The 13,407-nt window shown below is 35.5% G+C and carries 17 protein-coding genes; 1 reads left to right on the plus strand and 16 read right to left on the minus strand.

From position 1 onward, the window contains the following. Positions 1 to 258 precede the first annotated feature (258 nt). From BMX40_RS03730 to BMX40_RS03750, 5 genes are all read right to left on the minus strand, one after another. Complete coding sequence (locus BMX40_RS03730; protein ID WP_090866971.1) at positions 259 to 789, minus strand: spore maturation protein; 531 nt, start codon at positions 787 to 789, stop codon at positions 259 to 261. A gap of 1 nt (position 790) precedes the next feature. Further along, complete coding sequence (locus tag BMX40_RS03735) at positions 791 to 1,378, minus strand: nucleoside recognition domain-containing protein (RefSeq protein WP_090866973.1); 588 nt, start codon at positions 1,376 to 1,378, stop codon at positions 791 to 793. A gap of 1 nt (position 1,379) precedes the next feature. After that, positions 1,380 to 2,486, minus strand: coding sequence for a D-alanyl-D-alanine carboxypeptidase family protein (locus BMX40_RS03740; protein WP_090866975.1), 1,107 nt, complete (start codon positions 2,484 to 2,486; stop codon positions 1,380 to 1,382). A 290-nt stretch (positions 2,487 to 2,776) separates the two neighbouring features. Then, entirely contained in the window at positions 2,777 to 3,364 is a 588-nt protein-coding gene (gene scpB / locus BMX40_RS03745; protein ID WP_090866977.1) for an SMC-Scp complex subunit ScpB, read from the minus strand. Between the two features lie 2 nt (positions 3,365 to 3,366). Beyond that, positions 3,367 to 4,107: a segregation/condensation protein A gene (locus BMX40_RS03750; RefSeq protein WP_090866979.1), complete on the minus strand. Its 741-nt coding sequence runs from the start codon at positions 4,105 to 4,107 to the stop codon at positions 3,367 to 3,369. A 157-nt stretch (positions 4,108 to 4,264) separates the two neighbouring features. Between BMX40_RS03750 and BMX40_RS03755 the strand changes: the two genes are divergently transcribed. Next, positions 4,265 to 4,354, plus strand: coding sequence for a YjcZ family sporulation protein (locus BMX40_RS03755; RefSeq protein ID WP_090866981.1), 90 nt, complete (start codon positions 4,265 to 4,267; stop codon positions 4,352 to 4,354). A 249-nt stretch (positions 4,355 to 4,603) separates the two neighbouring features. On the opposite strand, the gene BMX40_RS03760 is transcribed toward BMX40_RS03755, so the two are convergent. From BMX40_RS03760 to BMX40_RS03810, 11 genes are all read right to left on the minus strand, one after another. Continuing rightward, entirely contained in the window at positions 4,604 to 4,975 is a 372-nt protein-coding gene (locus BMX40_RS03760) for a GNAT family N-acetyltransferase (protein WP_090866983.1), read from the minus strand. A 280-nt stretch (positions 4,976 to 5,255) separates the two neighbouring features. After that, positions 5,256 to 5,705, minus strand: a complete 450-nt coding sequence (locus BMX40_RS03765; protein WP_090866985.1) for a site-2 protease family protein — start codon at positions 5,703 to 5,705, stop codon at positions 5,256 to 5,258. Between the two features lie 27 nt (positions 5,706 to 5,732). After that, the gene (locus tag BMX40_RS03770) at positions 5,733 to 6,170 is read right to left on the minus strand and encodes a peptidylprolyl isomerase (RefSeq protein ID WP_090866987.1); all 438 of its coding nucleotides are present in this window, start codon (positions 6,168 to 6,170) and stop codon (positions 5,733 to 5,735) included. A 92-nt stretch (positions 6,171 to 6,262) separates the two neighbouring features. Further along, positions 6,263 to 7,570 (minus strand): diaminopimelate decarboxylase, encoded by a 1,308-nt coding sequence (lysA, locus tag BMX40_RS03775; RefSeq protein ID WP_090866990.1) that lies wholly within the window; start codon positions 7,568 to 7,570, stop codon positions 6,263 to 6,265. A gap of 118 nt (positions 7,571 to 7,688) precedes the next feature. After that, positions 7,689 to 9,164, minus strand: coding sequence for a spore germination protein (locus tag BMX40_RS03780; RefSeq protein WP_139177905.1), 1,476 nt, complete (start codon positions 9,162 to 9,164; stop codon positions 7,689 to 7,691). A gap of 64 nt (positions 9,165 to 9,228) precedes the next feature. Beyond that, on the minus strand, positions 9,229 to 9,657 hold the full coding sequence (locus tag BMX40_RS03785) for a stage V sporulation protein AB (protein ID WP_090866992.1): 429 nt from the start codon (positions 9,655 to 9,657) through the stop codon (positions 9,229 to 9,231). Then, positions 9,635 to 10,252, minus strand: coding sequence for a stage V sporulation protein AA (locus BMX40_RS03790; protein ID WP_090866993.1), 618 nt, complete (start codon positions 10,250 to 10,252; stop codon positions 9,635 to 9,637). The genes BMX40_RS03785 and BMX40_RS03790 overlap by 23 nt, the downstream gene beginning before the upstream one ends. A gap of 93 nt (positions 10,253 to 10,345) precedes the next feature. Beyond that, on the minus strand, positions 10,346 to 11,101 hold the full coding sequence (gene sigF, locus BMX40_RS03795; protein WP_090866994.1) for an RNA polymerase sporulation sigma factor SigF: 756 nt from the start codon (positions 11,099 to 11,101) through the stop codon (positions 10,346 to 10,348). A gap of 12 nt (positions 11,102 to 11,113) precedes the next feature. Continuing rightward, positions 11,114 to 11,554 carry an anti-sigma F factor gene (gene spoIIAB, locus BMX40_RS03800; RefSeq protein ID WP_090866996.1) on the minus strand — a complete coding sequence of 147 codons (441 nt, stop codon included), beginning with the start codon at positions 11,552 to 11,554 and terminating at the stop codon, positions 11,114 to 11,116. Beyond that, the gene (gene spoIIAA / locus BMX40_RS03805; protein ID WP_090866998.1) at positions 11,551 to 11,904 is read right to left on the minus strand and encodes an anti-sigma F factor antagonist; all 354 of its coding nucleotides are present in this window, start codon (positions 11,902 to 11,904) and stop codon (positions 11,551 to 11,553) included. The genes spoIIAB and spoIIAA overlap by 4 nt, the downstream gene beginning before the upstream one ends. 104 nt (positions 11,905 to 12,008) lie before the next feature. Then, the gene (locus tag BMX40_RS03810; protein ID WP_090867000.1) at positions 12,009 to 13,193 is read right to left on the minus strand and encodes a D-alanyl-D-alanine carboxypeptidase family protein; all 1,185 of its coding nucleotides are present in this window, start codon (positions 13,191 to 13,193) and stop codon (positions 12,009 to 12,011) included. Positions 13,194 to 13,407 lie beyond the last annotated feature (214 nt).

Raw genomic sequence — 13,407 nt, forward strand, 5'->3', positions numbered from 1 at the left:
TTTATCACTTATATAAACTTATACTTCATACGTGCTTGACGTCTGTTATTATACCATTCACAGTGGCATTTACAAAAATAAAGAGAAGGGACCAACCCTTCTCCATAAAATATCATTCGCTTCATTTTATCTTTATGAAAATTCGTTCCAATTGGATAGCTTAAAGTTATTCGTGTAAAGGAATGTGTTAACCTTTACTTCCTAGCGTCCATAAAAGTGAGAATAAGTTCTGTCACTAAATAGGAATCTTGGTGATTTTCATCCAAATACTAGGCTAACAACAATGATTGATGCGATGATACCAACTATGTCTGCCAATAGGCCAACCTTTAGTGCATACCCCATTTTTCTAATCCCTATTGCCCCAAAATAGACAGTGAGGATATAAAGTGTGGTATCCGTGCTTCCTTGCATCGTAGACGCTAACCTCCCAATAAACGAATCCGGACCATGAGTTTCAATCAATTCCGTTGTCATTCCCAATGCTGCATTTCCCGAGATTGGTCTAACCAAAGCAAGTGGAACGATATCTGGGGGAATTCCAATGAGTGTTAACAATGGTGATATTAAGTTAATAAATGCCTCTAAAGCTCCAGAGCTTCTTAATATAGAAATAGAGACAATCATCCCTACTAAAAAAGGAAGTAAAGAAAATGCCATCTTTACCCCCTCTTTTCCTCCCTCTACGAATAATTCATAAGCTGGTATTTTTCGCCATGTTGCTACTAATAAAACCAATAATATAAAACACGGGATGATCCATGTACTAACAGCTGTTATGATACTCATGCTATTTCCTCCACAAGCGTTTATAGTAAAAGAATCGATCGATCAAAAGGGCACAAATCGACGAAACCGTTGTTGCAATTATTGTCGTACCAACAATCTCAGTAGGAGATAATGAATTAAATTGCATACGGATTGCAATTACAGTTGTAGGTATAAGTGTTAAGCTGGAGGTGTTTAAGGCTAAGAAGGTAATCATTGATCGTGATGCCGAGTCTGAACCACCATTTAATTCCTTCATTTGTTCCATTGCTTTGATCCCCATAGGCGTTGCTGCGTTACCTAGTCCAAATATATTTGCCGTAATGTTTGAAAGGATATACCCCATGGCGGGGTGATCCTTTGGAATTTCTGGAAATATCTTAATAATGATCGGTCTAAATATTTTTGCTAATACACGTAAAATACCTGCCTCCTCGGCAATTTTCATAATTCCTAACCAAAAAACGAGCACACTTATAAGTCCAATCGTCAATGAAACTGCCTCATCTGCACTTTCAAAGATTGCCTCATTAACCTGATCCATTGTCCCGTTAATCATGGCATATAAAATACCAATTATAGCCATACATGCCCAAATTATATTTACCATATTAACTCAACCTAATAAACTTTTTAAGAATCGTAATAAATTCGGTAAACATTCCATCCTCTGACTCTTCGGTTTGTTCTAATGCAAAGATTGGTATTTCAGTGATTGGTTCGGAATCTAAATAGTATACGGACTTCCCGATGATCTCTTTATTGTTACTTAAGGCGTCTTCAATTAAGAATAATTTATTATTTAAAGCTGATTTTTCCTCTCTTGTTAATGGATAAACTTGATCTGATTGAATATACCCTTTTATTGGCTCATTGGAATCTTCTAAATTTAATTGAACTTCCCCTGCCGAAGCGATAGATTCCATCTGATAATTTTCAAACCCCCAATCAAATAGTTTCATATGATCTCTCCAATCATCTGGAGCATCTAACGTCACAGCAATTAATTCCATACCATCTTTACTTGCAGTAGAGACTAATGACCTACCTGCTTCTCTTGTAAACCCTGTTTTACCACCTGTACAATATTTATAGAACATGGTTAGAAGCTTATTCTTATTTTTCCAACTGTACGATCGATTGTCTGACTTGTAGGATTTTGCTTTGGTTATTTCCTGAAATTTATCGTTCTTCATAGCATAGCGCATAAGTAATGCCATATCGTAGGCAGTTGAATAATGGTTCTCTGCATCCAGCCCATGTGGATTGTCAAAACTTGAGTTGGTCATCCCTAGCCACTGAGCCTTCTCATTCATAAGATGGGAAAACCCCTCTACACTCCCCCCCACATGCTCACTTATAGCTACTGCAGCATCGTTTCCAGATCGAAGCATTAACCCATAAACCAGATCCTCTAATGTCATCGTTTCCCCTTGCTCTAAATATATCGAAGATCCTTCTGTATACACCGCACGCTCACTTACAGTCACCATTTCATCTAACTTCCCTGATTCTACTGCAAGAAGTGCTGTCATGATTTTCGTAATACTCGCAATCAGATGTTTATCATGTGCCTTTTTTTCATATAGTACTCTACCAGTTTCTTTTTCAATTAATATAGCATTATTAGCAGATACACTAGGACTGGCATGTCCAATTACTGGAAAAGACAGTGTAAAGATTAGTAAAGTTATTAAAAGCATTGCAAAGAACCGCATATATTTTCCTCCCAAAGATTTATGTATCTGAATATAGTTTATGCTCGTCTAACGGCGATATGATTAAATCCAGATAGTTCATCAGAAAAATAGCAATTTTTTAAAAGCGATTGTTTATCGTTGATATAAAATAACCCGTAGTAAAACAGCCCCACGAAATGTTAATACATCAAATATAGAAAATGATATCGTAGAAATTAGAAAGACTAACTAGTAAACGAAAAATCCCGCACCACTACAATAGTGATGCGGAATCATATTAGAAATCATATTATGAAATTCTTCTTCAGTTATTTACCTTCTTCTAATTGGTTAAACCGTTCAAAAAACAGGTCAGCTTCTTGTTCAATTTCATCCGTTTCTACATTTTCCTCTAATGGTGGAAGTTCCTCCAAAGAAGTTAGTCCAAAATAAGTTAAGAAGTCTTTACTTGTACCAAATAATATTGGCCGACCTGCCCCTTCTTTCCTACCTACTTCTTCGATCAATGACCTAGCAATTAACGTTTGAATTGGACGGTCGCTTTTCACACCCCGGATTTCGTCAATTTCCGTTCTTGTAATTGGCTGTTTATAAGCAATAATGGCAAGAGTTTCTAGTGCTGCTTGAGACATCCTACTCGTTTGTGGGGACTCTAAAAGCCTTTTAAAATAGGAGCTATGCTCAGGTTTTGTTGTTAAGTGATAAACTTCATGCGAATTCATTATCATCATTCCTCTAGTAGCATGCTCATAATCATAAGTTAATTCTTCTAGTAAATGCTTTACAGATTCCTCACTAATATCCATAACTTTAGATAATTGCTTGATGGTAATTCCTTCATCTCCACACGCGAATAACAATCCCTCTAGTACTGCTTTTAGTTCTTTCATTTCCACTATTAATCCCCCATGTAATATACATATAATGAATCAAAATGGTTAGCTTGTTTACAACTCACTTCTTTTGTCTTCATTAATTCTAAAATAGCTATAAATGTAACAACAATATGTGATCGAGTTTTTTGAGTAAACATGTCATCGAAGTAAACCCCTTCTGAAGATGCTCTTACTAAATCCAAAATTTCTTCCATTCTCTGCTCAATCGGAACTCCTGTCCGTTGTACGCTTGTCTCTAAAGGAGCATTCCATTTTTTTCGCTCAAACATTTTTCCTAATGCACCCAGCATATCATAGATAGAAATATCCCCTTGTTGAACCACTGGTACTTTTTCAAATTCCTTCTTATCAAAAGCAACTGGAGCCCTTGTAAATATCTGACTGGAGTCGACTTCTTTTTCTTTCAATTGCTCTGCTGCATGCTTGTATTTTCTATATTCAATGAGGCGTTGCATCAATTCTTCTCTTGGATCCTCTATATATTCTTCCGTATCATCTGTAATCTCTGGTTTCGGTAATAGCATTTGACTTTTTATCTCAATAAGTGTCGCGGCCATGACTAAATATTCACTGGCTATATTAAGTTCCAATCGTTGCATGGTATGAATGTAATTCATGTATTGCTCGGTTATCTGAGCTACTGGAATATCATAAATATCGATTTCATATCGATTAATTAAGTGTAATAATAAATCAAGCGGCCCTTCAAATGTATCTAATTTCACTTTATATGCTTGATTCATTGTCTTCTTCCTTTCCCGTGTTCAAATAAAAAGTTAAAAAAATAATATCACTTGTCATAAACGCCCATACACAAATTGATAATCGACATAAGTTATTAACGTAAGATAAATGTTACCACAAACATTTATCGGAAGAAGAAAAAGGAGGAATTCAATCATGGGTGCAACTTATGGTTATGGTGGAGGCTTTGCGTTAATCGTAGTATTATTCATTCTATTAATCATTGTTGGTGCTGCTTGGTTATAAGATAAATAGATAAATAAGTAGCTACGATTACAAATGGCCATAAAAGTGAATCTTCATTAGCTTGGGGGGAATGCCCCCCATGTTAATGAAAGCATACAGCATCAGCCCTCTCCGTTTAGGGCTGTTTTATTTATCCCATTTTAAGTGGAGATTACTTGTTATTGATTAAAAGGTAATTTCGGGGCAACAATCTATACTAAAATTCGGAAAATCGAATAATCAGTGGTCTTTCCCCACTGATTATTCGATTTATATTTGTTCATCTGAATCGGTATTTTTTCCACATTTATTATAAAATCCTTCTGTCATTTCATCAGCACAGACAGAATATTTCTCTTCGTATAACTTCGTAACTGCGTTGACCATTTTTTTGCCAATGCCTAAGTTACGATGCGAAGGGTTTACTGAAATATGCTGAATAACAGCATTTATTTCATCCTCTATTCGAACCCCAATTGCACCAAGCACATCTTCTTCCTTCCAAAGATAAAGATGCCAATCTGGGTTTGTTTCATATTCTTTTATTGTTTGCTGCAATTTTTTTACATCTTTTTCTTCCGGCATAAAAGATAGTAAACCCATTGCAATCTTTTCTAAATTTTTTTTGTAGCGTGTTAGCATAAATATCCCTCATTAATAAACTTATCTATCATAGAATATGTAGTACTAGCTCATTACGATACAACTTAATTGTAAGAGATTGTATATTATATATTTATGCCTTATTATGCTATATTTGTCAAATCAATGTTTACATAACAATAACAAACCAATATACAAATCCCCATATAATGCTTATTAAGAGTAAAATGGTAAATAACAACAAATTCTTTTTTCGCTGTTTCACTTTAATCATCCTTATCAAGTATAAACCAAACGGAAGCTTCTCATACATTTTTGATTATTTTTCGAAAATTTGTTTTATTATAATATAACCGTCTGATTGCTTGTCTTTGACTTTAAATGGAATAATATTAAAGATAGCAATCCATCCATTTAAAAACATGAACAAAAACAAATAATCGTTCATATAAAAAGTATGTAAGATCATAAACAAAATACAGAAGAGAATATTACATAATGGACCACACAATGTAATAAATGCAATCTCTAATGAACTATAAGGTCGTAGCCTCTCACTACTTGTTGCACCACTAAGTAATAAACTAGGTTGAACAGAAATACGAATTCTTTTGGTTTTAAAGGTATACAAGCTTTTACCAGAACCTATTGACATGGAAATTTGATCGGCCTTTAACATTCTAGCGCCGATCAAATGACCTACTTCATGTATAAATGTGCAAAGCGGAGCTACTATTAAAAATAGGTATAAAAGCATAAAAATATCCATTTGTATACCTCATTAGACTTGTAGTTATTACTCAGAAAGAACTTTAATTTCCTTCATTACATCTCCATTTTTCATTGCCTTTACATGATCCATTCCTGAAGTAACCTGACCAAATACAGTGTGTACACCGTTCAAATGTGGTTGTGGTTCGTGAACAATAAAGAACTGACAACTTCCAGTATCTTTTCCAGCATGCGCCATGGATAATGTACCTTCTACATGTTTATGTGGATTCCCTTCTGTTTCACATTTAATCGTATATCCAGCAGAACCTGTTCCATTCCCAACTGGACATCCCCCCTGACTTACAAATCCATCGATCACGCGATGAAAAGTTAATCCATCATAAAATTGATCATTCGCTAATTTTTCAAAATTTGCAACCGTGTTTGGTGCTTCGTTTGGGTATAATTCAAACTCAATCTTGTTTCCATCTTCCATTATAATATAGCCGTGTTTTGTCATTGTTTTATATCTCCTATCATCTTTAATCTTCATTATTCATGTTATCATGTTTAAATCTTATTTAAAAGATTGTACTCCATTACACGATTCCGTTATTCATAAGATATATCATTTCGCACAATATCCTCGTACGTTTCCCGTTTAATGACCAATTTATCTTGTCCGTTCTCAACGAAAACAACTGCAGCTCTTGAAAAACGATTATAATTATTTGCCATCGAATAGCCATAAGCACCAGTTGAAAATACAGCAAGTATATCGCCGTTATCTACTTTTGGGGTAGCTAAGTCCCAGATCAGCATATCACCCGATTCACAACATTTACCCGCAACAGAAACTTCTGTATCATTGGGTTTATCTGCTTTGTTTGCAATAATACCATGATATTTCGCTTGGTATAGAGCAGGCCTTAAATTATCTGTCATCCCACCGTCAACCGCAATATAATTCCGAACACCTGGAATTTCTTTTGTCGATCCGACTGTATACAGCGTAATTCCTGCGTTACCGACAATGGAACGCCCCGGCTCGATCCATATTTCTGGCATTGGAAAATCCAATTCATTGATATGACTGCGAATAGATCGAACTAATTCTTCTACATATATATTCAATGGTAAAGGGCGATCATCTTCCGTATATCTAATGCCAAAGCCACCCCCAAAATTTAATACTTCTGGAGTATAATCAAATTTTTGATGCCATTTTGTAAGTTCACTAAATAATATTTCGACAGCCGTTGTAAAACGATCGGTTTCAAAAATTTGTGATCCAATATGACAATGCAATCCTTTAAAACGAATCCATTCATGATTTCGCAACTGGGCAAAAGCCTTTTCAGCTTGTCCATTTGCCAGATTAAATCCAAATTTCGAATCTTCATTTCCTGTCATGATATATTGGTGCGTCTTAGACTGGATACCAGGAGTTACTCGGATTAAGACATCTATTTGTTTCTTTTGCTCTTCTAATAATTGGCTTAATAATTCAATTTCATAAAAATTATCAATTACAATACAACCAATATTATTTTCAATAGCCAAGGTTAATTCTTCCATGCTCTTATTGTTCCCGTGTAAGTGAATCTTCTCCGGTGGGAACCCTGCTTTAAGAGCTGTATACAATTCTCCTTCTGAAACAACATCAATAGATAACCCTTCTTGTTTGATCACTTGTAGGATGGCGATTGAAGAAAACGCCTTACTAGCGTATGCCACCTGTGCCTCTACCCCAAGTTGCTTAAATGTATCTATAAATGCCCGACAGTTTTCTCGAACGATGGAAACATCATAAACGTATAATGGTGTTCCATATTTTTCAGCTAGTTCGATGGTATCCATCCCACCTATTTCTAAATGTCCTTTTCCATTCACTGGAAAAGGTAGATTATTTACACTCATTACTATTTCCTCCATCTTGCTATTCAAGTGTTGTCCAAATCATACATACTGTATCATAAGGTACTAAAAAACGAAAGAAATAACCCCGCAGACAGTGTTGAACGAGGTTATTTGATAGTTATGATTTAGACTTGTTAATGGGCTGCCGATAGTTATTTTTAGGATGGACAATACTTGGCCTACTTTTTGTAAACGGAACGGGAATCCGTAATAAGATATGAAACATCGCCGTCAAATTAAAAGGAATAAACGGCCAAAGATACGGTGTGCGAATCGAGCGAAGACTTGCAAGAAATACAATAAATGACGTAAAGCTTATTAAAAAGCCAATCAGTCCAAAAAACGCTGTTGCAAGTATCATATATAGGTTACCTATTTTATTTGCCACACTTAATTCATAACTCGGCGTAACATATGAGCCTATTGCACTAATGGAAATATATAGTATTACTTCCGGACTTAACATCCCTACATCAATTGCTATTTGCCCGATTAATACGGCTGCAATTAAGCCCATTGCAGTTGAAAGAGCAGTTGGTGTATGAATCGCAGCCATTCGCAAAAATTCAATACCGACTACACCTAATATGATTTGGATTACAATAGGTATATTCCCTTCATCATTTGGGCCAATAAAAGATAATGCTTTTGGCAATAAAGACGGTTCCATGACAAATAATAACCATACTGGTAACAAAAATAACGAAGCAAGAATGGCTAGAAATCTTGTCCATCGAATAAAGGTTCCTACCATTGGTACTTGTCTATGTTCCTCTGCATGCTGGATGTGATGAAAAAATGTAGTAGGAAGAATGATCACACTTGGTGATGTATCCACCATAATAAGCACATGACCCTCTAACAAATGACTCGCAGCAACATCTGGTCGTTCTGTATATCTTACGAGTGGATAGGGATTCCAATTTCGCTTAATAATAAATTCCTCTACGGTTTTCTCAGCCATTGAAATCCCATCAACTTCTATTTCATTTATCTTATCCTTGATATATTGCACGAGTCCTGGATCAGCGATGTCTTTTACATAACTAACGCAAATATCAGTTTTGGATCGCTCTCCTACTTTCAACATTTCATGCCGTAACCTGGTATCACGAATTCTTCTTCTTGTTAAAGCTGTATTTTCAACAATATTTTCCGTAAATCCATCTCGTGATCCTCTGATAACCCTCTCAGTGTCCGGTTCCTCCGGCGATCTTCCTGGATAGCTTCTCGTATCAACTACATGTGCATACCGTTCACCATCAATAAAAACCACAATAAGCCCAGATAAAATTTGATCAACCGCTTCATCCATCGTTTTTACTTTTTCTACTTGTTGATGAATTAGCCGATTCTCTACAATCTCTGGTACCTTTCGCTTATTTGATTCATGATCATTTAAATTTACTAATTCCTTTATAACTTCTTGAACAATAAGGCTATCCACTAACCCTGTCAAATAATACAATTGAATTTTAGTCCTTAAAAGGGTAACTTCACGAAAGCCAACATCATAGGATGTACCTACTCCTACACGTTCCTTCATATATGCTAAATTATCATTTATCTTTGCAGATATGGGACTCTTAGCCATAGTTAACACTCCAATCAATGGTACAGTAATTACACTTTCCTCAACACCTGTTCCTAATCCCGTTCTATCTGACTAAGACGAGCCATTGGAAAAGTGAACCAACAATCTTCCCGAATACAACCGCCATAAGTAACCATAACAATTGCCGTTCTAATCGAATTCGTTTTGTAATAATAGGAAATACATTTAATACTTCTGTTAATGCTGCGGCAAGCATGCCATTAAACACTCCATGTAACAGCCCCCAAATCAGCAACATAAATAGAGGCTGATCCCAGGCAACGCCTGTAAAGGATAAATATGTCCCAAAAATGGAACCAACAATCACACAACCAATTAATACCTTTATTAAGCCATTTCCTTTTGTGAGCTGAATTAACCTAGGAATAATACCTAAAACAGTTAAAAAGGCAACAAATCCTCCACCTACAGCAAGTCCTCCAGAAAAACCTATCAAAACTTGCAAAGCATTAACCAGAATGGTCTGTATCATTTAATTTATTCTCATGATGGCTAATATAATTATCAAGGGCTTGCTGATAGTTGAAAATCTCAACTTCTAGTGGACTTGGCTCCTCATTAAATCGTTTATTAAACCAATGGTTAAAAAAGAGTAACATTCCTAATCCTAAACCAATTGAATACGGTATTTGAATCCAGAGTGGATAGTCATTTTCTTCACCAGTTAGTAAGTAATGTAGCTTCTGCTGAACCTCCTGCATGCTTACATCATAGTGGAAGTTCATAATAGTCATCGCAGTTCCGATGAACAAAAGAATCCATACGAAGCTACTCATAATCGTCGAAGGCAATTTTCTTCGTTTGTGTATTCGAACAATTGTATGTGTCGGTCCGATAACTTGTATTTCTAAATTTGGATACACTTTGTTTAAATGTTCAATGATTAAAAAACTGTCAATTACGACTAGGTCTTGATCTTTTTCAGTAATCCGATAAATCCTCATACTTTCTAGATTTTTTTTTGCGTTATATTGTGTTGTTAAGAAGGCGATATCCTTTAACTGAAGCTCTTGCATACGATCTAATTCAAGATTTTTTTTCATTCTTAAGTAAACAATTTCAGCCACAGCTTATTCCACCTTTATCTATTCGATACTATTTAGTATGAGTAGAAAAGCTTATTATTATAATAAAAAAATCATCACCGAAGTGATGATTTTTTAAAGATCCATTTTATCTTTCATATCAAATAATATTTTCTTTTCTAATCGCGAGACTTGTACTTGTGATATGCCTAACCTTTCCGCAACTTCTGACTGAGTTTTATCCTTATAATACCTCAGAAATAAAATTAAACGCTCACGTTCATTCAAGCCTCTTATCGCTTCTTGAAGTGATAATTTATCAAACCAACTAGAGTCCTGATCCGCAATTTGATCTAACAATGTGATCGGATCTCCATCATTTTCAAAAACAGTTTCATGAATTGAGTGCGGTGCTTTGGATGCCTCTTGGGCATGTACTACTTCTTCAGGTGAAATTTCTAATGCTTCTGCTATTTCATTAACCGTTGGTGAGCGACCGTATTGCTTGGTTAACTCATCTTTCTTTTTGCGAATCTTATTACCGACTTCTTTTAAGGATCGACTAACTTTCACACTACCATCGTCCCGTAAAAATCGTTGAATCTCTCCAATGATCATCGGTACAGCATACGTAGAAAACCGTACATCATAGGATAAATCAAACTTATCAATCGATTTTATCAAGCCAATGCTACCAATTTGAAACAGATCATCTGGATCATATCCTCTATTCATAAAGCGTTGAACAACAGACCATACTAAACGAATGTTTTTTTCTACTAGAATGTCTCTTGCATGCTTGTCTCCTTGTTGGCTTCTAGCAATATATTCTTTCACCTGATCATCGGTTAAGGACTCTTTTTGTTTTTCTTGCTTTACATTAACATCCATAGGCAGCAGCTCCTAATTATAAACCGTTTTACTGTTGGTTAGCTGCTTCTTCATATGGACTGTTGTACCAACTTCTGGCTTTGAGATTACCTCGACGGAATCCATAAAATTTTCGATGATCGTAAAACCCATCCCAGATCTTTCTAAATCTGGTTTGGATGTGTATAATGGCTGTCTAGCTTCATTTACATCTTCAATTCCTATCCCAAAATCCTTAATAACTAAATCAATTTCACCATCGTTTAGAACACAAGATATCTCAATCTTATGGTTGGGCTCGTTATTGTACCCGTGAATAATTGCATTTGTAACTGCTTCAGATACTACCGTTTTAATCTCCGTTAGTTCATCCATTGTTGGATCCAATTGTGCGACAAACGCTGCAACTGTAACCCTAGCAAAAGATTCATTTTCACTTACACTTGAGAACTCGATAAACATTTCATTTTTCATGAAGCCACCCCCAACGTTTCTAAAGCATACTCCTCGCTCTCCTCTAATCGGACGATTTTAAATAATCCGGACATTTCAAACAATCGTTTAATGGAAGGAGAAACCGAACATACGACCATTTCGCCCCCTAGCTGTAATACTTCCTTATATCTTCCAAGAACAACCCCTAATCCAGAGCTATCCATAAAGGATACAGATTCCATATTTAATATGACATGCTTAACGGAATTCGCATACATCGTTTCTTTCCAAACATCTCGTAAGTTTTCTGATTCATGGTGATCTATTTCACCAGCTAAACGTACAATTAGCACATCTTCTTTAACGCTAAACGTATAATTTAAGCCCATATCATTTCCTCCTTACAATTCACTGTAAGTAAAGTTTCTTGATTGACTGGGCAAATTCCTGCCTCTAGACAAAAGTAGAAGGAATTCGATCGCAATAGTTAAACTTACTCAAATTTCGACAAATGCTGCAAAGACCGCTTAAATAAGGTCATGAAAGATGCTTTGTCAACATCATCACCTACGATTAGAGGGGTTTCAGATAATGTTTTTCCATCGTTTTTGACGATAAGCTTTCCTACCTGCTCCCCTTTTTGTAAAGGTGCTTCTATTTCGTCTTGTAAATCAACAGAGGTGGTTATATTATCTACCGATTCTCCCTTTTGAAAGATTGTACTAATGGATTGAGAAGCAACAATATCAATGGTCTTTTGTTCCGATTTTAACAAATCCTTTGTGGATATTACTTCCCCTTTTTCAAATAGTTTTTTCGTCTCATAATGGTTAAATGCATAATCCAACATATTTGAGATGGTAGCATTGCGTTTTTTAGGTGAGTCTACACCCATAGCAACAGCAATGACACGCATATCGTTTTTCTTTGCAGTTGCAGTTAGGCAATATTTTGCCTCATTTGTAAAACCAGTTTTCAATCCATCTACTCCAGGATAGAAACGAACTAACTTATTCGTATTTACTAGCCAAAATTCGTTTTCTTTCCCTTTGCGCAAATAATCTTCATAAATAGAAGTATATTGTGTAATGGACTCAAATTTTAGTAACTCTTTAGCTATAACTGCCATATCGTGCGCTGTGCTATAATGATCATCTGCAGGTAATCCAGATACATTTCTAAACTGTGTATCTTTTAACTGCAATTCTTTGACCTTGTCATTCATACGATCAACAAACGCTTCTTCACTACCAGCAATTCGCTCTGCTAATGCAACGCTAGCATCATTACCAGATGCAATGGCAATTCCTTTAAGAAGGTCATTTACTGACATCTCCTCTCCAGCTTCTAAAAATATTTGAGAGCCACCCATGGATGCAGCATTTTCACTTATACGTACCATTTCATCTTTTTTCAAATTCCCTTTTTCTATTTCTTCCATAATTAATAAAAGAGTCATTATTTTTGTCATACTTGCAGGTGGTAATTGTTCAGATGCGTTCTTATCATAAAGTACCTTTCCAGTATCCCGTTCAATCAATATAGCCGATTTCGCATCTGAGGCAAGATCTAACGAGTCTTCTGTTTCTTCAGAGTTGTTCTCCTCGGCAAATACAGTTACATTCATTCCTGACATCGCCAATAATATTACCATAATCATTAGAACATATTTTTTCATTCTTTATACCTCCAGCAATCAATATAATTCTAGGATTGCCAAGTATAGACATTTTTATAACCAAATTTAATAAAGTGGTGAATAATTACATAAGGCCTATTCTTAGCTCAGAGATGGAAGGAAAAGCTTGGATTTCAACAAACATTTTTCACTTTAACATATTATAAATTTATTAAATTGGCTCTTTCGTACATGGTATATTATGCGACGTAAA

This window comes from Oceanobacillus limi, assembly GCF_900111445.1.
Lineage (GTDB): Bacteria > Bacillota > Bacilli > Bacillales > Amphibacillaceae > Ornithinibacillus > Ornithinibacillus limi.